This window comes from Acidovorax sp. WCS2018Noco2-16 (assembly GCF_031843945.1).
Lineage (GTDB): Bacteria > Pseudomonadota > Gammaproteobacteria > Burkholderiales > Burkholderiaceae_C > Paracidovorax.
Window position 1 is genome coordinate 24,565 of the sequence record NZ_JAVTJJ010000001.1, and the last position, 18,856, is coordinate 43,420.

The 18,856-nt window shown below is 65.8% G+C and carries 16 protein-coding genes; 3 read left to right on the plus strand and 13 right to left on the minus strand.

What is annotated here, in order from left to right; all coding sequences use genetic code 11:
* Nucleotides 1–22: 22 nt before the first annotated feature.
* Both RQI28_RS19685 and RQI28_RS00135 read right to left on the minus strand, forming a co-directional pair.
* Nucleotides 23–1,645 carry a rhodanese-related sulfurtransferase gene (locus tag RQI28_RS19685; protein ID WP_404976852.1) on the minus strand — a complete coding sequence of 541 codons (1,623 nt, stop codon included), beginning with the start codon at nucleotides 1,643–1,645 and terminating at the stop codon, nucleotides 23–25.
* Between the two features lie 29 nt (nucleotides 1,646–1,674).
* Nucleotides 1,675–2,541, minus strand: coding sequence for a LysR family transcriptional regulator (locus RQI28_RS00135; RefSeq protein ID WP_311220573.1), 867 nt, complete (start codon nucleotides 2,539–2,541; stop codon nucleotides 1,675–1,677).
* Nucleotides 2,542–2,652: 111 nt separating this feature from the next.
* On the opposite strand from RQI28_RS00135, the gene bla reads away from it, so the two are divergent.
* Nucleotides 2,653–3,573, plus strand: a complete 921-nt coding sequence (gene bla / locus RQI28_RS00140) for a class A beta-lactamase (RefSeq protein ID WP_311220574.1) — start codon at nucleotides 2,653–2,655, stop codon at nucleotides 3,571–3,573.
* On the opposite strand, the gene argA is transcribed toward bla, so the two are convergent.
* From argA to RQI28_RS00155, 3 genes are all read right to left on the minus strand, one after another.
* Nucleotides 3,560–4,906 carry an amino-acid N-acetyltransferase gene (gene argA, locus RQI28_RS00145; protein ID WP_311220575.1) on the minus strand — a complete coding sequence of 449 codons (1,347 nt, stop codon included), beginning with the start codon at nucleotides 4,904–4,906 and terminating at the stop codon, nucleotides 3,560–3,562. The two genes, bla and argA, sit on opposite strands and share 14 nt — an antisense overlap.
* A gap of 214 nt (nucleotides 4,907–5,120) precedes the next feature.
* Entirely contained in the window at nucleotides 5,121–6,113 is a 993-nt protein-coding gene (locus tag RQI28_RS00150) for a Bug family tripartite tricarboxylate transporter substrate binding protein (protein WP_311220576.1), read from the minus strand.
* Nucleotides 6,114–6,147: 34 nt separating this feature from the next.
* Entirely contained in the window at nucleotides 6,148–7,305 is a 1,158-nt protein-coding gene (locus tag RQI28_RS00155) for a porin (protein ID WP_311220577.1), read from the minus strand.
* 625 nt (nucleotides 7,306–7,930) lie between these two features.
* Between RQI28_RS00155 and hrpA the strand changes: the two genes are divergently transcribed.
* Complete coding sequence (hrpA, locus tag RQI28_RS00160; protein WP_311220578.1) at nucleotides 7,931–11,998, plus strand: ATP-dependent RNA helicase HrpA; 4,068 nt, start codon at nucleotides 7,931–7,933, stop codon at nucleotides 11,996–11,998.
* 115 nt (nucleotides 11,999–12,113) lie between these two features.
* Here hrpA and RQI28_RS00165 read toward each other — a convergent pair whose 3' ends face one another.
* Entirely contained in the window at nucleotides 12,114–12,335 is a 222-nt protein-coding gene (locus RQI28_RS00165; protein ID WP_311220579.1) for a hypothetical protein, read from the minus strand.
* 655 nt (nucleotides 12,336–12,990) lie between these two features.
* A complete protein-coding gene (lexA, locus tag RQI28_RS00170) occupies nucleotides 12,991–13,665 on the minus strand; it encodes a transcriptional repressor LexA (protein WP_311220580.1) in 675 nt (224 codons plus the stop codon).
* A gap of 93 nt (nucleotides 13,666–13,758) precedes the next feature.
* On the opposite strand from lexA, the gene RQI28_RS00175 reads away from it, so the two are divergent.
* Nucleotides 13,759–14,724 carry an asparaginase gene (locus tag RQI28_RS00175; protein WP_311220582.1) on the plus strand — a complete coding sequence of 322 codons (966 nt, stop codon included), beginning with the start codon at nucleotides 13,759–13,761 and terminating at the stop codon, nucleotides 14,722–14,724.
* Nucleotides 14,725–14,793: 69 nt separating this feature from the next.
* On the opposite strand, the gene adk is transcribed toward RQI28_RS00175, so the two are convergent.
* The 6 genes from adk to RQI28_RS00205 all read right to left on the minus strand — a co-directional run bounded on the left by adk (nucleotide 14,794) and on the right by RQI28_RS00205 (nucleotide 18,824).
* Nucleotides 14,794–15,450 (minus strand): adenylate kinase, encoded by a 657-nt coding sequence (gene adk, locus RQI28_RS00180; RefSeq protein WP_311220583.1) that lies wholly within the window; start codon nucleotides 15,448–15,450, stop codon nucleotides 14,794–14,796.
* A gap of 226 nt (nucleotides 15,451–15,676) precedes the next feature.
* A complete protein-coding gene (gene kdsB / locus RQI28_RS00185; protein ID WP_311220584.1) occupies nucleotides 15,677–16,480 on the minus strand; it encodes a 3-deoxy-manno-octulosonate cytidylyltransferase in 804 nt (267 codons plus the stop codon).
* A complete protein-coding gene (locus RQI28_RS00190; RefSeq protein WP_311220585.1) occupies nucleotides 16,477–16,662 on the minus strand; it encodes a Trm112 family protein in 186 nt (61 codons plus the stop codon). The genes kdsB and RQI28_RS00190 overlap by 4 nt, the downstream gene beginning before the upstream one ends.
* A 56-nt stretch (nucleotides 16,663–16,718) precedes the next feature.
* Entirely contained in the window at nucleotides 16,719–17,726 is a 1,008-nt protein-coding gene (gene lpxK, locus RQI28_RS00195) for a tetraacyldisaccharide 4'-kinase (RefSeq protein WP_311220586.1), read from the minus strand.
* 5 nt (nucleotides 17,727–17,731) lie between these two features.
* A complete protein-coding gene (locus RQI28_RS00200; protein WP_311220587.1) occupies nucleotides 17,732–18,157 on the minus strand; it encodes a biopolymer transporter ExbD in 426 nt (141 codons plus the stop codon).
* A gap of 25 nt (nucleotides 18,158–18,182) precedes the next feature.
* Entirely contained in the window at nucleotides 18,183–18,824 is a 642-nt protein-coding gene (locus RQI28_RS00205) for a MotA/TolQ/ExbB proton channel family protein (RefSeq protein WP_311220588.1), read from the minus strand.
* Nucleotides 18,825–18,856: the final 32 nt, after the last annotated feature.

An 18,856-nucleotide genomic window follows, 5' to 3' on the forward strand; every position in this document is an offset into this window, starting at 1 on the left:
CTTCGGGCGCTCTGTCGTCGATTCAGTCCGGTGGAAACAGCACGGGCGCACTGCCTTCTTTCCAGGCGTCGTGCTTGCCCATCACTCGATCGAAGAGGTCGCTGTTCTGCCAGGCGGTGAGCCACCGGCGTAACGAGGGCCACGGGCCGGCTTCCCATCGTTGCGCATCGATGCCGGCGAACTGCCGCACGAAGGGAGCGATGGCCATGTCGGCCAGGCTGGCGTGGTGGCCGAACAGATAGTCGGTCTGATCCAGCCGCAGGTTCAGCGCCGCCAGCCAACTTTGCGCTGCCGCCCACTCGGCACTGGCGTCGGCATCGGGGTAGCGGTTGGGATACTTGCAGCGATCCAGCGCCTGCTTGAAGCGGCCATCGCATTCAGCGATCAGCGCCAGCATGTCGTCAATGGAACCGCGGGTGGGCGCCAGCCATTTTCCAGGGTCGTTACGCTGCAGCGCCCAGCGCATGATGTCCAGGCTTTGGTCAAGCACCTCGCCAACAGGCAGTACCAGCACCGGCACGGTGGCCTTGGGCGAGGCTTGCAAAAGCGCGGAAGGCTTGTCGCGCAACACGACTTCCCGCAGCTCGCAGACCTGGCCGCTGACCGCCAGCGCCAGCCGGGCGCGCATGGCGTAAGGGCAGCGGCGGAATGAATAGAGCACCGGCAAGCCGTCGGCGGTGCCTGGGTCTGACATTTCGGCAGGTCGCGGTGCAGAGACCATCGCTTTGTTGCCGATATGTGCGCGGCCTTGGCTCTCGGCCAGCGCCACCTGGCGCTCGCGCTCGGCCAGCGCCTGCATCTGCGCCTCGCTGCGCGTGCCGTGGCAATAGGGGCAGCTCACGCCGGGCACATAGTGGGGCGACGCGCAATCTTCTGCTGACAGCGGCATGCGGCACGAGCGGCACAACTGGTGGTGGCCCGGCGCCAGTCCGTGGCCCACCGAGACGCGCTCGTCGAACACGAAGCAGTCGCCCCACCAGCGGCTGTCTTCCTGCGGCACCGTTTCCAGGTACTTGAGAATGCCGCCTTCTAGGTGGAACACTTCGTCGAACCCGCGCGACTGCAGGAACGCCGTGGATTTTTCACAGCGAATGCCGCCGGTGCAAAACATGGCCACGCGCGGATTGCCCGCCAGCACGCCACCCGGCGCGCTCTGCTGCTCCACCCAGGCCGGAAATTCGGTGAAGCTGCGTGTGCCCGGGTCGATGGCCCGGGCAAAGCTGCCAATGCCCACTTCGTAGTGGTTGCGTGTGTCGATCACCACCACGTCGGGGTCGTCGATCAGCGCATTCCAGTCTTCGGGCTTCACATACGTGCCGGCGTGCTTGGCGGGGTTCAGGCCGGGCACGCCCATGCTCACGATCTCGCGCTTGAGGCGTACACGCATGCGGTAGAACGGCATGCGTTCACCCAGCGCCTCCTTATGCTTGAGCGGCGCCAGCCGGGCGTCGCTGCGCAGCCAGGCCAGCACCGCGTGCACGCCTTCGGGACTGCCGGCAATGGTGCCGTTGATACCCTCAGGCGCCAGCAACAGCATGCCGCGCACGCCGTGCGTGTCGCAGGTGGCCTGCAGCGGCTGCTGGAGTGCGGCGAAGTCGGGCAGATCGACGAACAGGTAGAAGGCGGCGGTCAGGTAGGCAGGCATGGGGCGGCGATGATACCGGGCGAAGTGCGTTATGCGGGCTGAGAACAGGCGGCCAGCAACCAATCGCGAAAGGCGTCCATGGCGGCGCCGGCTTGCCGCGACTTCAGCCGCGTGAGCCAATACGCGCCAAGTGCGATCTCGGTACCGAACGGCTGCACCAGGCGGCCCTGCTGCAGTTCGCGCGTGAAAAGGCGCTGGGGCAACAGCGCCACGCCCGCGCCTTGGGCGGCTGCCTCAGCAAGCGCCAGTGACGAGTCGAACACCGTGCCGCGCACCAACGGGCAGGGCACGTCGGCTGCCGCGAACCAGGTGCTCCACTCGTCCGAGCGGTAAGAGCGCAGCAGCGACTCGCGCGCCAGGTCGCCCGGCGCACGCAGCCGCGCCGCGATGGCGGGCGTGCACATGGCGGACAGCGGCGCATCCAGCAGCCGATCGGCCTCGGTGCCGTGCCACGCACCGTCACCGAAGCGGATCGCGTAGTCCAGCCCTTCGGCCGCCAGATCCACGCGGTTGTTGTTGGTCAGCAGTCGCAGATCCACAAACGGGCAGGCCTGTTGGAAGTCGCGCAGGCGTGGCAGCAGCCAGCCGACGGCGAATGTGCCCACGGCGCCCACCGTCAGCACTTCGCGCGGGCGGCGGTCGCTGAACTGCTCCAGCGCCGATGCCATGCGGCCGAAGGATTCGGTCAGCACGGGCAGCAGCGCCCGGCCCTCGTCGGTCAACGCCAACCCGCGCGGCAGACGGCGAAAGAGCGGCTTGCCCAGGCGGTCTTCCAGGTTGCGGATGTGCTGGCTCACCGCCGTCTGCGTCACGTTCAACTCTTGCGCTGCGCGCGTCAGGTTCAGGTGGCGGGCAGACACCTCGAAGGCGCGCAGGGCGTTGAGCGGCAGGTGCATGGCAGAGCTTGGTAGAAGTTTTTCTGGGGCGTCTTCGCGATTATTGTCGTTGGCGTTGGCTGCGGAATGTCTCTATCGTTCGAACCTTGCTGACATCACAAAGAGGATTGCATGTTGAAGAGACGCGAGTTTTCCTATGGTCTTGTGAGCGGGCTGGGCCTGCTTGCGGTTTCTCAGAGCACGCTGGCTGCACCGGCGGCCGCCCTGAGCGATGCGGCTTGGCACCAGGCGCTGCAGGCGGTCGAATTCACGCTGCAGGGTGGCCGGCTCGGCGTGGCGATGCTCGACACGGGCTCGGGCCGTAGCCTCGGCTGGCGCGAGGATGAACGCTTTCCCATGGCCAGCACCTTCAAGCTGGTGCTGGCCGGCTGGATGCTTGAGCGCGTAGATCGTGGGCAGGAATCCTTGGCCCACCGCGTGCATTACGAACGCAGCGCGCTGGTGGCTTACTCACCCGTCACGGAAAAGCACGTGGGCGCCGCCGGCATCACCGTGGGCGAGCTGTGCCACGCCACCGTCACGCTCAGCGACAACACCGCTGCCAACCTGCTGCTTGCACGCCACGGCGGGCCGGCAGGTTTGACAGCCTTCGTTCGGTCACTGGAGGATGCGCACACCCGGCTGGACCGCACCGAGCCCACCTTGAACGAGGCCGTGGCAGGCGACCCGCGCGACACCACCACGCCCACCGCCATGCTGCACACCATGCGCAAGCTGGTGCTGGGGAATGCGTTGTCGCCCGCGTCTCGCGCTCAGTTGACGGCGTGGATGGTGGGCAACCAGACCGGCGACAAACGCCTGCGCGCGGGCGTGCCAGGCTGGAAGGTAGGCGACAAGACAGGCACAGGCAGCAACGGCTCGTCCAACGACATCGGTGTGCTGTGGCCGCCGGGCGGCAGCGCGCCCGTGCTGGTGACCTGCTACATGACGGGCGTGCCGGCGGCACCCGAGGTGCGCGATGCCGCCATCGCCCAGGTGGCGCGGCATGTGGCGGCGGCCGTGGGCCGCGCCGGGGCCGCTACAGCTTCTTGACCAGCACCTGGCTGCGCCGGTCCCAGTTGTATTTCTTCTTGCGGGCCTCGGGCAGCCATTCCGGGTCGACGGGCGAGAAGCCGCGCTTGATGAACCAGTGCATCGTGCGCGTGGTCAGCACGAAGATGCTCTTCAAGCCCATGATGCGGGCGCGCTGCTCGATGCGCTTGAGCAGCTTCTCCCCATCGCCCGTGCCCTGGCTGTGCGGCGACACGGTGACGGCGGCCATCTCGGCCGTGCCGGCTTCGGGGTAGGGGTAGAGCGCAGCGCAGCCGAAGATCACGCCGTCGTGTTCGATGATGGTGTAGTTGGCAACGTCACGCTCGATCTCGGTGCGGTCGCGCTTGACCAGCGTGCCGTCTTTCTCGAACGGCTCGATGAGTTGCAGGATGCCGCCCACGTCGTCGGGCGTGGCCTCGCGCAGCTCTTCCAGTTTTTCGTCCACGATCATGGTGCCGATGCCGTCGTGCACGTAGATCTCCAGCAGCAGTGCGCCATCCACGGCGAAGGGAATGATGTGGCTGCGCTCCACGCCGCCCTCGCAGGCCTTTACGCAGTGCTGCAGGTAGAAGGCGGTGTCGGCAGGGGTTTGCGCGGGCGGCAGCGTGGACAGCATGCGGCGCGCGTGGTCCAGCGGCAGCTCCGTGTCGATGGGATTGTCTTCTCCTGCAGGCGCATCGGGCTGGGTGTGGATGCCCGGCACTTCAGACACGAACACCAGCTTGTCGGCCTTGAGCGCTATGGCGACAGACGTGGCCACCTCTTCCATGCTCAGGTTGAAGGCCTCGCCCGTGGGCGAAAAACCGAAGGGCGAGAGCAACACCAGGGCGTCCATGTCCAGCGAGCGGCGGATGCCGGCCGTATCGACCTTGCGCACCAGGCCCGAGTGCTGAAAGTCGACGCCGTCGACGATGCCCACAGGCCGAGCGGTGAGAAAGTTGCCCGAAATCACGCGCACCGTGGAGCCCGCCATGGGCGTGTTCGGCAGGCCTTGGCTGAAGGCCGCCTCGATCTCGTAGCGCAGCTGGCCTGCGGCCTCTTGCGCGCAGTCGAGCGCGACCGAGTCGGTCACGCGGATGCCGTGCGAATACTTGGCCGCATGGCCCTTGGCATGCAGTTGTTCGTTCACCTGCGGACGAAAGCCATGCACCAACACGATCTTCACGCCCATGGCCTGGATCATCGCCAGGTCCTGCGCGATGTGCGGCAGCTTGCCCGCAGCGATGGCCTCGCCCGGCAGCCCGATCACGAAGGTCTGGTGGCGAAACTTGTGGATATAGGGCGCAACGGAGCGAAACCAGGGAACGAAGGTGAAATTGAAGACGGCGGACATGGACGGTCAGGCGGGCAGGGCGGGCCGCAGTGCGGTGCGAAGGGCGAAATGATAGTGGCTGTGGGATGTCGCCCACTGGCCACCCGTTCGACCGCCGCTCAACCGAGTCGCCGCTGCGTGGCTGCCGCATGCAGAGCCTCCGCCGAGGCGCGTGGCCCCGGCGGAGGGTGCGGCCCACCAGGCAATTCGGACGGAGATACGTGTCAGGCGGTTCTCAGGACTCGGCCGTGAAACCGATCTGCTTGACGATGGGCGCCCAGCGCTCGAATTCCTGATGGGTCATTGCGTCCAACTCGGCCGGTGTGGAGCCGCCGGCAATGAGCCCGAAGGTGGCCAGGCTGTCGATCACGACCTTGTCTTGCAGCGCTTTGTTGATGGCCACGCTGGCGGCTGACACGACGGCCGCTGGAGTGCGGGCTGGCGCGTAGAAGCCGTACCACTCATCGAAGCGGATGTAGTCGAAGCCCTGCTCGGAAAAGGTGGCCACGTCTGGCGTGAAAGGCGTGCGCTTCGGCCCTGAAGTGGCCAGGATGCGCAGCTTGCCTGTCTTGGCATTGGGAATGAAGTCTCCCACCGGCGTGACCATGGCCGGAATCTGCCCACCCACCGTATCGGTCACTCCCGGGATGGACCCGCGATACGGTACATGCCGCAGATCAACGCCGCTGTGCTTGGACAGCAGCGCGCCGATGAAGTGCGGAATGGAGCCCGCAGCGGGAGAGCCGTAGCTGGCGTCCTTGGGGTTGGCCTTGGCCCAGGCAAGAAAATCGGCAACGTTCTTCACGCTCGCCGGAACCATCGGCCCTATCGCAAGCGCGTGCGAGAGCGTGGCGCCCAGCGAGACGGGTGTCAGGTCTTCGAATGGCTTGTACGACAGTTTGGGATAGATGCCGGGGTACACCGTGAGCACCGAGTGGGGCGTCAACAACAGGGTGGCGCCGTCGGGTGCGGCCGCCTTGACGGCCTCGACCGCGATGCGCCCGCCGGCGCCGCTCTTGTTGTCCACCAGGCCCACGCTCTTGACGTAGCCCGCCGGGGCCAGCCGGTCGGCGATGCGGCGGGACATCACGTCGGCCGTACCTCCGGGGGGAAAGCCGACAACGATGCGTGCGGTATCCAGCACCTGAGCGAGCGCGGCCAGCGGAGACAGGCCCGCCAGGGCGGCGGCAGAGCCTAGCGCCTGAATGAAATGGCGACGTTGGGTCATGGACAAGCTCCTTGAATCGGGATGGAGGGCCGCATCAGAAGGCATGACGCATTCCCACGTTGACACCGGTTTGCGACGCGCCGGCGGCAGGGTTGCTGCCTGCAGCGCCCCCGCTGACGGACACGGCAGCCAGGCGGTCGTTGCGGATGTGGCCCATTTGCGCGTACACGGCCGTACGCTTGGACAGGCTGTAGGTCAGCCGGGCAATCAGCATCTGCGAGTCGTTGTCGTCCACCGACTTGTAGTTCAGCCGAATGTATTGCCCGTCCAGGGTCAGGTTGGTGGTCACCGGATAGGTGGCGCCGAAGTACCAGAGGTTGCTGCGCGGCTTGATGGTGTCGCCATCGTTGTCGCGACGCACCAGGCCGCCGCCCCACTTGGCGCCCACCCACTTGACATAGCCGTTGACGCTCAGGCGTTCATCGCTTCGGCTGCTGCTGTTGAGGTTGGCGAACACGATGTCTGTGGCCGATGTGGTGTTGCGGCCGTTCATTCGGTCGTAGGCCAGTGCTGCGCCCCAGTTCGGAGTGTCGTACTTGGCCATGGCAGACCACTGGCGGCAGGCCCTGCTGTCGCTAGCGCTTTCACCGGCGCAGTTGGTGCCCACGGGGCTGGGGCCTGCGTTGACGGTGTCACGCCCGAAGCTGTATTGGGCGCCTAGCGTCAGGCCACTGAAGGTGCCGCGATAGGCAAGGGAATTATCAGCGCGCGCATTGGGGAGGTAGCTGTCCAGTGAGCCCGGGGCATAGACCGCCGGCCCGATGACGTCGGCGTCGAACATGGACCAATAAATCATCGAGTACTGGCGCCCCGCCGTCACGGCGCCCCAGGGGCCCGCCAGACCGACGAAGGACTGGCGTCCGAAGCCTCGGCCACCTTGGGCCAGCGTGCCCTGGTCGGGCGCGAAGCCCATTTCCAGCGTGAACACCGCGCGCAAGCCGCCACCCAGGTCTTCACTGCCCCGAAAGCCCAGGCGCGAGGGAAACGTGCCGGTGTTGGTGGGCATGCGGGTCAACCCGCTGCCGCTGGCGCCCACGTTGTTCACCCGCTCCACCCCAATGTCCACCAGCCCAAACATGCTCACGCTCGACGCTGCGGGCGGCGGTGGCGTCTGCGCATGCGCAGCCAAAGCGGCAGTGGTGCCGACCAAAGCCGCACACCATTGGCGGCGGATAAGTCTCGTCTTGCTCATGAATGTCTCCTCAATCGTCCCGGCGCCGACTTTTTCTGCCAGGTGCGCATGCATTGGCCGTTGCTCGGGTTTTCGCTCTCTGGTCGTGGATGCCGGCCGAGCGGCGCGGCATGTGCTTGGGGGCACTCGGGGATCGCCGCGGCTGCAGGGCCGCGTGCGCTGTAAGGGGCAGGGGCAGCGGCCAGTGCTGCCTTCGTCGGGCTGTGCGCTAAGTGAGCGCTGTGTAGGGCGTCATGACCCATCGGGGAAAGCCGCATGGCGCAGCGGCGACGTGCGCGGTCAAGTCATTGCTCCATCCCCATGGGTCTGCACGCAATGGCATAAGGTGGTGCGCACACGGGAGGCGTGCAGTGGCTGCAGCTGTCATCTCGTCTCCTCTTGCCGTTGGTGGCTTGAGCAAACTGCCTTTGCAAGGAGGTCAGTCTGTTGTCTTTGAATATAGTTAGTCTGGCTACTTGATAAAGTCTATAACTGGTTTTGGGGTTTTGTATCGGTAGAAGCTCTAGGTGCGTCGATCCGGGAACGGATGCATGCGCAGGCGAGGCGGCGCAATCTGCCGTGGTGCGCGGGCCAAAGATGATCGGGCGTGCAGTGCCGGCGGCGGCCTCGGATAATGGCGGTCTTCATGAGCGAATCCGTGCCTTCCATTCCCCAGCCCGCCACGCCTGCCCTGCGTATCGAATTTCCTGAATCTCTGCCCGTATCGGGCAGGCGCGAAGAGATCATGGCGGCCATACGGCAGCACCAGGTCATCATCGTGTGCGGTGAAACCGGATCGGGAAAAACCACCCAATTACCCAAGATCGCCCTGGCGCTGGGCCGTGGCAAATGCAACGCCCCGGCCGGCAACAAGGGCCAACTGATCGGCCACACCCAGCCTCGCCGCATTGCTGCCAGCAGCGTGGCCAAGCGCATCGCCGAAGAACTCAAGACGCCGCTGGGCGACGTGGTGGGCTTCAAGGTGCGCTTTCAGGATCGGCTGTCGCGCGACGCCTCGGTCAAGCTGATGACCGACGGCATCCTGCTGGCAGAGACGCAGAACGACCCGCTGCTCAAGGCCTACGACACGCTGATCATTGACGAGGCCCATGAACGCAGCCTGAACATCGACTTCCTGCTCGGCTATCTGCGCCAGATCCTGCCGCGCCGGCCCGACCTGAAAATCATCGTCACCTCGGCCACCATCGACGCGGACCGGTTTGCCAAGCACTTCGAGTCTGCCAAGGGCCCGGCACCGGTGATTTATGTGTCGGGGCGCACCTTTCCGGTGGAACAACGCTGGCGGCCCTTCGAAGATACGCGCGACTACGGCCTGAACGAAGCCATTGCCGACGGCGTGGACGAGTTGTGGGCCGGCAATGCGGCCGGTGACATCCTGGTCTTTCTGCCTGGCGAGCGCGAAATCCGCGAAGCGGCCGACCATTTGCGCAAGCACCTGGCGCACCAGCCCGTCATGCGCAATGCCGAGGTGCTGCCGCTCTTCGCGCGCCTGTCGCAGGCCGAGCAGGACCGCATCTTCGACGGCCATACCGGCCGGCGCATCGTGCTGGCCACCAACGTGGCGGAAACCTCGCTCACGGTGCCGGGCGTCAGATACGTCATCGACGCAGGAACGGCAAGGGTCAAGCGCTACAGCTTTCGCAGCAAGGTGGAGCAACTGCTGGTGGAGGCCGTGAGCCAGGCCGCGGCCAACCAGCGCGCCGGCCGTTGCGGCCGCGTGGCCAACGGCATCTGCATTCGCCTGTACGACGAGGCCGACTTCAACAGCCGCCCGCGCTTTACCGACCCCGAAATCCTGCGTTCGTCGCTGGCCGGGGTCATCTTGCGCATGAAGTCGCTGCACCTGGGCGACGTGGGACAGTTTCCGTTCATCGAGGCGCCATCGGGCCGCGCGATTGCCGACGGCTACCAGTTGCTGGGCGAGCTCGGCGCGGTCAACGAGGCGAACGATCTGACACCCATGGGCGTGGAGCTGTCGCGCCTGCCGCTGGACCCGCGCGTGGGCCGCATGATCTTGGAAGCGCGCGACCGTAAGGCACTGGACGAAGTGCTGGTGATTGCCTCCGCTTTGTCGGTGCAGGATGTGCGCGACCGCCCACTCGAAGCGCAGCAGCAAGCCGACCAGGCGCACGCCAAGTTCGACGACGAGAAGAGCGAATTCAGCGGCTATCTGAAGCTGTGGAAGTGGATTGGCGAGGCGCGTGGTGGTGCGCCCAGCCTGCCGTCTGCACGCATGCAGCGCGAAGCCGCCCGCAAGGGGGCGCCGTCGCAAGCCGTGCTGCCCATCGCGCAGCGCATGGCGGCTGCCGCCCCACCGGCACCCGCACCCACGCAGCCGCAGGACCATCCCACGCACAAGCTCAGCAACCGCCAGTACGAGGCGCTGCTGCGGCAGAACTTCATCAGCGTGCGGCGCCTGCGCGAATGGCGCGACATCCACACGCAGTTGCTCACCGTGGTGACCGAGCACCGCTGGAAGATCAACACCACACCCGCCAGCTACGAGCAAATTCACTTGTCCATGCTGGCCGGCCTGTTGGGCAACCTGGGCATCAAGAGCGAAGAGGAAGACTGGTACCTGGGCGCGCGCGGCATTCGCTTTTACAAGCACCCTGGCGCGCACTTGAGCAAGAAGCCCGGCCGCTGGATCGTCGCGGCAGAACTGGTGGAGACCACACGCCTCTTCGGGCGCGGCATCGCCGCCATCGAGCCGCAATGGGTCGAAGAGATCGGCAGCCACCTGCTGAAAAAGCAGCTGCTCGACCCGCATTGGGAAAAGAAGGCTGCGCAGGTGTCCGCCATGGAGCGCGCCACGCTCTACGGTCTGGTCATCTACAACAACCGCCGCGTCAACTTCGGCAAGGTCGATCCGCACGCTGCGCGGGACATCTTCATCCGCGAGGCGCTGGTGGCGGGGCAGTGGGAGACGCGCCTGCCGTTCCTGGCCGCCAACCAGAAGCTGATCGCCAAGGTGGAAGAGTTGGAGCACAAGTCACGCCGCCAGGACGTGCTGGTGGACGACGAGCTGATCTACGCCTTCTACGATCAGCAGGTGCCGGCCGACGTGTGCACGGGCGCCGGCTTCGAGGCTTGGTACGGCGACGAAGCCCGCCAGAACCCCGACCTGCTCAAACTGACCCGCGACGAGTTGATGCGCCATGAAGCAGCCGGTATCACCAGCAACGCCTTCCCTAAGACCGTGCGGCTGGGCGGCGTGGACTGCGCTGCCAGCTACCTGCACGAACCGGGGGATGCCCGCGATGGCATCACCGTGACCGTGCCGCTGTTCGTGCTGAACCAGGTGAACGACGAACGCTGCGAATGGCTGGTGCCTGGCATGCTGCAGGCGAAGATCCAGGCGCTGCTGAAAAGCCTGCCGCAGCGCCCGCGTAGCCGCTTCGTGCCGCTGCCCGAAAGCGCCGCGCGGCTGGCTGGGTTGCTCGGTGCACCCGAGCGCTTCGGCCATGGCAGCCTGACCGACGTGCTGCTCAAGCAGGTGCAGACAGAAACGTCGCTGGATGTGAAGCGAGCAGACTTCAAGCTGGACATGCTGTCCCCCCATCTGTTCATGAACTTCCGCGTGGTGGACGAACACGGGCGGCAGCTGGGCCACGGGCGCAACCTGGGTGCGCTGAAGGCGGAGTGGGGCGCCAAGGCGCGCGGCGCGTTTCAAGCGCTCGCGGGGCTGAAGCTCGCTGGTGGTGGAGATTTAGCATCAAATATGCCTCCAGCGCTTGATAGTAAAGCGCAAGTAGCTATTAAAAGTGTAGCAAATAGATCTGGTGGCCAGGCCGCGAAAACGCCCGCTGCTGCAGATGCTGCCAACAAGCCGGCCACGGCCGCCGGACAACGCTACACGGCCTGGACCTTCGGCGAGTTGCCCGAGCTGATGGAAATTCGCAAGGCAGGCCAGACGCTGATCGGCTTTCCGGCGCTCATCGACGGCACCGACGCCGTCACCATCGAAGTGTTCGACGAGCCCGAAGCGGCGGCAGCCAAGCACCGCGCGGGGCTGCGGCGCCTGTTCGCGCTGCAGATCAAGGACGCGCTGAAGTACCTGGAAAAGAACATTCCAGACTTGCAGCGAATGGCCGTCGCCTACATGCCGCTGGGCACACAGGAAGAACTGCGCACGCAGATTCTCGACATTGCGCTGGAGCGCGCCTTTCTGCAAGACCCGCTGCCGACCAACGAGGCCGACTTCAAGCGCCGGGTGGAAGAGGGACGGGGTCGCCTCACCCTGATTGCCAACGAAGTCGCCCGCCTGGCTGGCACCATCCTGGTGGAGTTTGCCACTGCCGCGCGCAAGATCAAGGACACGAAGAACGCGCCGGAGGCCACGCAGGACGCCCAGCAGCAACTGCAGCGGTTGATGCCCCGGCAGTTCCTGGCAGCAGCGCCGTGGACTCAACTGGCGCACTTTCCACGCTATCTCAAGGCCATCACCCTGCGGCTGGACAAGCACCGGGCCGACCCTTCGCGCGATGCAGCACGACTGACGGAATTGCGCCCACAGGAGCAGCGCTATTGGCGCCTGGTGGCTGACCGAAAGGGCAAGGTGGACAGTCGCATGCAAGAGTTGCGCTGGCTGCTGGAGGAATTGCGCGTGAGCTTCTTCGCGCAGGAACTGCGCACCCCGCAGCCGGTCAGCGTCAAACGACTGGACAAGCTCTGGGCACAGATCAACGCGTAGCGTGTGATGACAGCACGGACGCTGGCGAAGTCACTCAACGGGCGGCGCACAGCGGGCCGGTGACGGTGAGGTCCATTCGAGTTCGCCTTCGCCTGCGTGGTTCGAAACCTGGTGGTCAGACGGCCAAGTGAGCCTCTGATGCTGCCAGGCGGTCGAGCTCAGCGCATACATCGGCCATACGCCCGGAAATCACCAGCCTTGCGGGGTCGGTCGCGTGTACGCGGCGCATCACGCGCAGCATGGGGCGGTCTTTCTTGAGGGCAGAACCGTGCTGGTAGCTGCCGGTGCCGGCATGAAAGCGGTCGGCGTTGGCAGCCTTCGCAGGTGCAGCGGGCAAGGCATTTACCCGTGAAGTCGACGGAACCTGTTGCCGTGGCAGGGTCAACAAGGAACGCGCAGGTGCAATCACTGGCCATGTCCCTGCAGGAGCGGAAAAGCCCGAACTGGACACCACTGGAGCCGGACTGGCCAATGGGGCATTCGCTGTGGCCACTGGCTGGCAAGAAGGGGCAGCGGGCTGCTGAGAACCAATGCCGGCTGCCGGGCGGACATGATTTGAGGGCAGTGCATCGCTCGGGCTTGCGCCGCGGCTTGGGCGAGCGAAAAACTGAGTCAGGGCTTTGACGGGCTGCGACAAAGACGAAAAGGCAAGCAGGGCAATTCCCATGTGAAAACTCCATCGTGGTCAATGCCTCGAACAGCGCTGGAGCGTTCCGGAACGGCTAGCTCAGATTGCTTTTCGCAAGTCGGCGACGACTCAACCTGGCTTTTCAAATAAGCCATTTCAAGACAGTGCGCGAGCAAGCTGGCAACCCGGGCCGCCCGGTGGCAGCACCAGCCCCGTGCGACGGCACGGAGGGTTGAACACAGGCAGGATTGCCATTGGGCGACTTGCCGCAGGGTTGGCGTGTAAGGCTTTGGTAAGGCGCTATGTGCGCCGTACTCCCACCCCACCGCCAGACGCCCGCCACCTGCGGCACGCCGCGTTCGCGCTACATGAGCATCGTGTTGCGGATCAGCCCTACGGCCAGGCCTTCGATTTCGAACGGCTCACCGGGTTGAACGGTGATCACCGGGTAGTCTGGGTTTTCTGGCAGCAGCTCAACGGCCGTGCCGGTTCGGCGCAAGCGCTTGACGGTCACGTCGTCACCCAGGCGGGCGACGATGATCTGGCCGTTGCGGGCTTCGCGCGTGGACTGAACTGCCAGCAGGTCGCCGTCCATGATGCCGATATCGCGCATGGACATGCCGCGCACTTTCAGCAGGTAGTCGGGCTTGTGCTGAAACAGGCTGCCTTCCACGCTATAGGTCTGGTCTACATGTTCCTGCGCGAGAATCGGCGAGCCTGCGGCGACGCGGCCGATCAGCGGAAGCACCAGCTGTGACAGGCCTGGAATGGGCAAATTGAACTGCGTGCCGCGTGCCGCGTTGATGGAGCGCACGGTTTCACTGCGCAGGCGGATACCGCGCGACGTGCCGCTGACCAGTTCGATGACGCCTTTGCGTGCCAGCGCCTGAAGGTGTTCCTCGGCCGCATTGGCGGACTTGAAGCCCAGTTGCGCAGCGATTTCGGCGCGAGTGGGTGGAGCACCAGTGCGGGCGATGGCGGTCTGGATGAGATCCAGAATCTGTTGCTGGCGGGCGGTGAGCTTGGGACTGTCGAGCATGGCGAGGTTCCAGTGCAATGCGGTGATCAAAAGGATCGACGGCGGGACTGTTTTTTAATCCAGTACCTGTATTTTTAACCAGTTTTTCGAAGGATGCAAGTGGGCGCTCAAAAAATCGTGGTGCTGGGAACGGGGGGCACGATCGCTGGCACCGCCAGCGACTCGTCGGACAACATCGGCTACATCGCTGCCCAGGTGGGGGTGCAGCAACTGCTGAATGCGGTGCCTGGCCTGGTGGCCGCTGCGGGCGGCGAGCTGGTGGCCGAACAGGTCGCCCAGGTGGACAGCAAGGACATGGACTTCGGCATCTGGCAGCGGCTGGGCGACCGTTGCGCAGTGCATCTGGCCGACCCCGAGGTGCGCGGCATCGTCATCACGCACGGCACCGATACGCTGGAAGAGACGGCCTGGTTCCTGCGGCTGGTGCTGGATGCCCACAAGCCAGTGGTGCTGACCTGCGCCATGCGGCCGGCCTCCGCCCTGACGCCAGACGGGCCGCAGAATCTGCTCGATGCCGTGGCGGTGGCTGCCACCCCAGGTGCGCGTGGCGTCGTGGCGGTAGCCGCCGGCACGCTGCATGGTGCCGAGCAGGTTCGCAAGGTACATCCGTATCGCGTGGATGCTTTCGATTCCGGAGACAGCGGCCCCCTTGGCTGGGTGGAGGAAGGCCAGGTGCGGCTGGCGCGCGACTGGCCTTCCGCTGAGCCACTGCATGCCCGCTCTCAGTGGGCCACCGCTGCACCGTCAAGCTGGCCCCGCGTCGAGGTGTTGCTCAACCACGCCGGTGCGTCGGGCCGTGTAGTGGATCTGCTGGTGGCCGACGGCGTGGCGGGCCTGGTGGTGGCTGCAACGGGCAACGGCACGCTGCACCATGATCTGGAGGCTGCGCTACTGCGTGCACAAGCGGCGGGCGTGGCGGTGCGGGTGAGCTCGCGCTGCCTGCTGGGCCGGGTGTTGCCGCGTCCGGGGGATTCCCTGCAGGCTGATGCGCACGGCCTGGGGGCGGTAAAGGCGCGGGGTTCGTTGTTGCTTGAACTGCTGGCGGCTCGCTCGCACTGAATGCCTATCACCTACCGCCCAAAGCAAAAGCCCCGCATGCGGGGCTTTGTTCATCGGTTCAGGCTGCGGTCAGTTCGACAGGGCCTGCAGCGCGCGCTGGGTGATTTCTTCCACTGATCCCGTTCCACTGATGGCGCGGTACTTGGGCGCTGCATCGGGCTCTTGTTGAGCCCAGCTCGAGTAGTAGTCGACCAGCGGGCGGGTCTGCGCGCTGTAGACATCCAGGCGCTTCTTCACCGTGGCTTCCTTGTCGTCTTCGCGCTGGATCAGTTCTTCACCGGTCACGTCGTCCTTGCCGTCGACCTTGGGCGGATTGAACTTGACGTGGTATGTGCGGCCACTGGCCGGGTGCGAGCGGCGGCCGCTCATGCGTTCGATGATCGCTTCGAACGGCACGTCAATTTCCAGCACGTAGTCCAGCTTGACGCCGGCGGCCTTCATGGCGTCGGCCTGGGGAATGGTGCGGGGAAAGCCGTCGAACAGGAAGCCTTGTGCGCAATCGGGCTGGGCGATGCGTTCCTTTACCAGATTGATGATGAGGTCGTCGCTGACGAGCGCGCCAGCGTCCATCACGGCTTTGGCTTCGAGACCCAGCGGCGTGCCGGCCTTCACCGCGGCGCGCAGCATGTCGCCCGTGGAAATTTGCGGAATGCCGTACTTCTTGCAAAGGAACGCGGCCTGGGTGCCTTTGCCCGCGCCAGGCGCGCCCAAAAGAATCAGCTTCATGGATCTCCTCTCGATGTTGAATTCGGCTGGCATCCGGCCGCGGCTGAGCGTGCGCCGGGCGGGTGCAATCGTTGCGGTCGAGGATAGCATGCGACACCTGCACCAAACTGACGCGTCATCAAGGTGACGCGGCGCGGCGCTAGTAGTTGCCGAGCGCGTTTCGCGGCGTCTTCGCACCGCCTGGGTGCATGGCGGGTCTGGCCGGGCGCAGTGCTGGCTGGGCCGCCTAAGCCAACAGGGAACGCACGCGTTCCAGATCCGCCGGCGTATCGACGCCCAGGCCGGGCGCCGTCGCCGCCACGTGCACCGCGATGCGGTGGCCGTGCCATAGCGCGCGCAATTGTTCCAGCGCTTCCAACGCCTCGGTGGGGGCTGGTGCCAGTTGCGGAAACTGCCGCAGGAATGCGGAGCGGTAGCTGTAGATGCCAACGTGGCGCAGCGGCGCGTAGCCGGCTGGACCGGTAGCGTCCTTCCACCAAGCCGTGCCTGGCGCATGGTCGCGTGCGTGCGGAATGGGGGCGCGGCTGAAGTAATGGGCCAATCCCCGTCCGTCGAGCACCACCTTCACCACGTTGGGATTCACGTAGTCGTCGACTGAATCGATGGCGTGCGCGGCCGTGCCCATGCTGGCGTCGTGGCGCTCGGACAACAGCCCGGCCACGGCATCGATGAGGGCGGGGTCGATCAGCGGCTCGTCGCCCTGCACGTTGACCACGATGTCGTCACCCGCCAGCCCGAGCAACTCGCACGCCTCGGCCAGCCGGTCACTGCCGCTCGCATGATCGGCGCGGGTGAGCACGGCTTCCACACCATGCTGGCGGCATGCCGCGACGATGCGCTCGTCATCTGCCGCCACCACGCTGCGCCGTGCACCGCTGAGCGCAGCGCGGCGCGCCACGTGCACCACCATCGGCAGTCCGGCGATGTCCGCCAGCGGTTTGTTCGGCAGGCGGGTCGATGCCAGGCGGGCCGGGATCAGTATCGTGAAATCTGGCCGAGCAGGCCGAGCGGGCACAGCAGCGCCACTCATGCAGCGTCGATTTCGTCGTCGGTGAGGGTGCGGGCTTCGTTTTCCAGCAGCACGGGAATACCGTCGCGCACAGGGTAGGCCAGGCGCGCGCTGCGCGAGACCAGTTCCTGGCGATCACGGTCAAAAACGAGCGGGCCTTTGGTGACAGGGCAGACCAGTAGGTCGAGCAGTTTGGGGTCCATGGCGTCGGCGCCCGGTGGGGCGATATGTGCGGGTGAGAAGAGGGCGCGGCCGTCGGTCAGGCCGCAGCTGCCGATGATAGTTGCGAGTTGGCTCGCGCCAGTTGCGCATCCAGCGTCGTGAAGAACTCGGGTGGCAGACGCAGAGCCAGCGGAACGGCCAGTGCGTCGGGGTAATTCGGCCACAGCTTGATCGCGTCTTTTTCGGTGCAAATCAGCCTGTATCGCTTATCAGATAAGCGCTTCCAGCTATTAAAATCATAGTGATCTGGCAGCGCTTCGGCATGTTCCACCGTCAACCCTTGGGCGCGCAGCATGCTGAAGAAGTCGTGTGGCCTGGCAATGGCCGCAATGGCGTGCAGTGGCTGCCCTAACAGGCTGGACAGCGGCACGCGGCAGCCGTCGGCCTGCACGGCGTCGGCTGCCAATCCGCGCTGCAGGGCAAAGGCCGGCGCATCGCCGCCCGTGGGGCGAGGCCCGGCGTGCAGCACCGCGTCCACCGGGCGCGGCCAGGGCTCGCGCAGCGGGCCGGCCGGCAGCAGCCAGCCGTTGCCAATGCCTTCGTCGTTGAACACGCACAGCTCGATGTCGCGGGCCAGCGCCAGATGCTGCAGGCCGTCGTCGCAGACGATGACGTTGACGGCAGGCTGGGCCGCCAGCAAGGCATGGGCAGCCTCTGCACGGCGGGCTGCGACAAACACCGGGGCGCCCGTGCTGCGGGCCAGCAGCGCGGGTTCATCGCCCACGTCGGCGGCGCTGCTGTCAGGCAGTACGGCGCGGCAGTCGGTGGTCTGCCGGCCATAGCCGCGCGAGACGATGCCGGGCTGCCAGCCAGCGGCCTGCAGATGGCGTACGACGGCTTGCGTGACGGGGGTCTTGCCGGCGCCCCCGGCGATCACATTGCCCACCACGATCACCGGTACGGAAAGACGGTGCGCGCGCAGCACGCCGGTACGGTACAGCGCGCGGCGCAAGGCCACGACGGCGCCATAAAGCCAGGAAACCGGCCGCAGAGCCCAGGCGCCCCAGCCGCGATGCGACCAGACCTGTTGCAGCGGGGAGGGCATTGCCGCTAGCGCGCCGCGCCGCCCGACGATTGCGTGGCGAAGGTGATTTGCGAGAGTCCCACGCGGCGAGCGGCTTCCATCACAGTCACCACTGCCTGATGCGGCGACGAGGCGTCGGCGCTGATGATGACCACGCTGTCTTTGCCGGCCGAGGCGGCGGCAGTCAGCGCACGCGCGACGCCTTCGACGCCCTTGCCATCGACGCTGGCCTTGTTCACCGCATAGCGGCCATCGGCGGCCACGGACACGATGATTTCCTTGGGGTGGTCGCGCTGCTGCTCTGCGTCGGCCACTGGCAGCGTCAGCTGCAGCTCGGTGAACTTGCTGTAGGTGGTAGACAGCATCAGGAAGATGAGGATCACCAGCAGCACGTCAATGAACGGGATCAGGTTGATCTCGGGCTCTTCCTTGGCGCGGGGGCGAAAGTTCATGGGCGGTGCGTTCCGGGTGCGCGAATCACTTGCGCAGGCGGTTGATGTGGCGCAGGAACTGCTCGGCCGAGAGCTCCAACGTCAGCAGATAGGCGTCGACCCGGCTGCGGAAGTAGCGCCAGAAGATCAGCGCCGGAATGGCCACGATCAAACCGAACGCCGTGTTGTAGAGCGCGATGGAAATGCCGTGCGCCAGCTGTGCCGGATTGCCGCCACCGGTGGCCTGGCCCACACCGCCACCGCCCGATTGCGAACCGAAGATCTCGATCATGCCGATCACCGTGCCCAGCAGGCCCAGCAAAGGCGCTGCCGAAGCGATGGTGGCCAGCGCGCTCAGGTACTTCTCAAGCCGGTGCGCCACGGCACGGCCGGCGCCTTCCATGGCGGCACGCAGGTCGGCTTCGGTGCTTTGCGGATGGCTGTTGAGCGTGCGCAGGCCAGTGGCCAGCACCTCGCCCAAGGCCGAGTTCTGCGCCAGCTGGTTCACCACATCGGGAGTGGGGACGGCGCGGGACGACACGGAGATGGCCTCGTCCAGCAGCTTTGGCGGTGCCACGCGGGAGGTCTTGAGGGCCAGAAAGCGTTCCAGCACGAGTGCCAGGGCAATGACAGAGCAGGCTATCAGTGGCCAGATAGGCCAGCCTGCGGCTTGTATGATCGACAGCAATTCACTCTCCGGGCGGATGAAATCCAGTCGGC

Coding starts and splice junctions, on each gene's coding strand:
- RQI28_RS19685 (WP_404976852.1), bottom strand. CDS start 1,645: ATGCCTGCCTACCTGACCGCCGCCTTCTACCTGTTCGTCGATCTGCCC.
- RQI28_RS00135 (WP_311220573.1), bottom strand. CDS start 2,541: ATGCACCTGCCGCTCAACGCCCTGCGCGCCTTCGAGGTGTCTGCCCGC.
- bla (WP_311220574.1), top strand. CDS start 2,653: ATGTTGAAGAGACGCGAGTTTTCCTATGGTCTTGTGAGCGGGCTGGGC.
- argA (WP_311220575.1), bottom strand. CDS start 4,906: ATGTCCGCCGTCTTCAATTTCACCTTCGTTCCCTGGTTTCGCTCCGTT.
- RQI28_RS00150 (WP_311220576.1), bottom strand. CDS start 6,113: ATGACCCAACGTCGCCATTTCATTCAGGCGCTAGGCTCTGCCGCCGCC.
- RQI28_RS00155 (WP_311220577.1), bottom strand. CDS start 7,305: ATGAGCAAGACGAGACTTATCCGCCGCCAATGGTGTGCGGCTTTGGTC.
- hrpA (WP_311220578.1), top strand. CDS start 7,931: ATGAGCGAATCCGTGCCTTCCATTCCCCAGCCCGCCACGCCTGCCCTG.
- lexA (WP_311220580.1), bottom strand. CDS start 13,665: ATGCTCGACAGTCCCAAGCTCACCGCCCGCCAGCAACAGATTCTGGAT.
- RQI28_RS00175 (WP_311220582.1), top strand. CDS start 13,759: ATGCAAGTGGGCGCTCAAAAAATCGTGGTGCTGGGAACGGGGGGCACG.
- adk (WP_311220583.1), bottom strand. CDS start 15,450: ATGAAGCTGATTCTTTTGGGCGCGCCTGGCGCGGGCAAAGGCACCCAG.
- kdsB (WP_311220584.1), bottom strand. CDS start 16,480: ATGAGTGGCGCTGCTGTGCCCGCTCGGCCTGCTCGGCCAGATTTCACG.
- RQI28_RS00190 (WP_311220585.1), bottom strand. CDS start 16,662: ATGGACCCCAAACTGCTCGACCTACTGGTCTGCCCTGTCACCAAAGGC.
- lpxK (WP_311220586.1), bottom strand. CDS start 17,726: ATGCCCTCCCCGCTGCAACAGGTCTGGTCGCATCGCGGCTGGGGCGCC.
- RQI28_RS00200 (WP_311220587.1), bottom strand. CDS start 18,157: ATGAACTTTCGCCCCCGCGCCAAGGAAGAGCCCGAGATCAACCTGATC.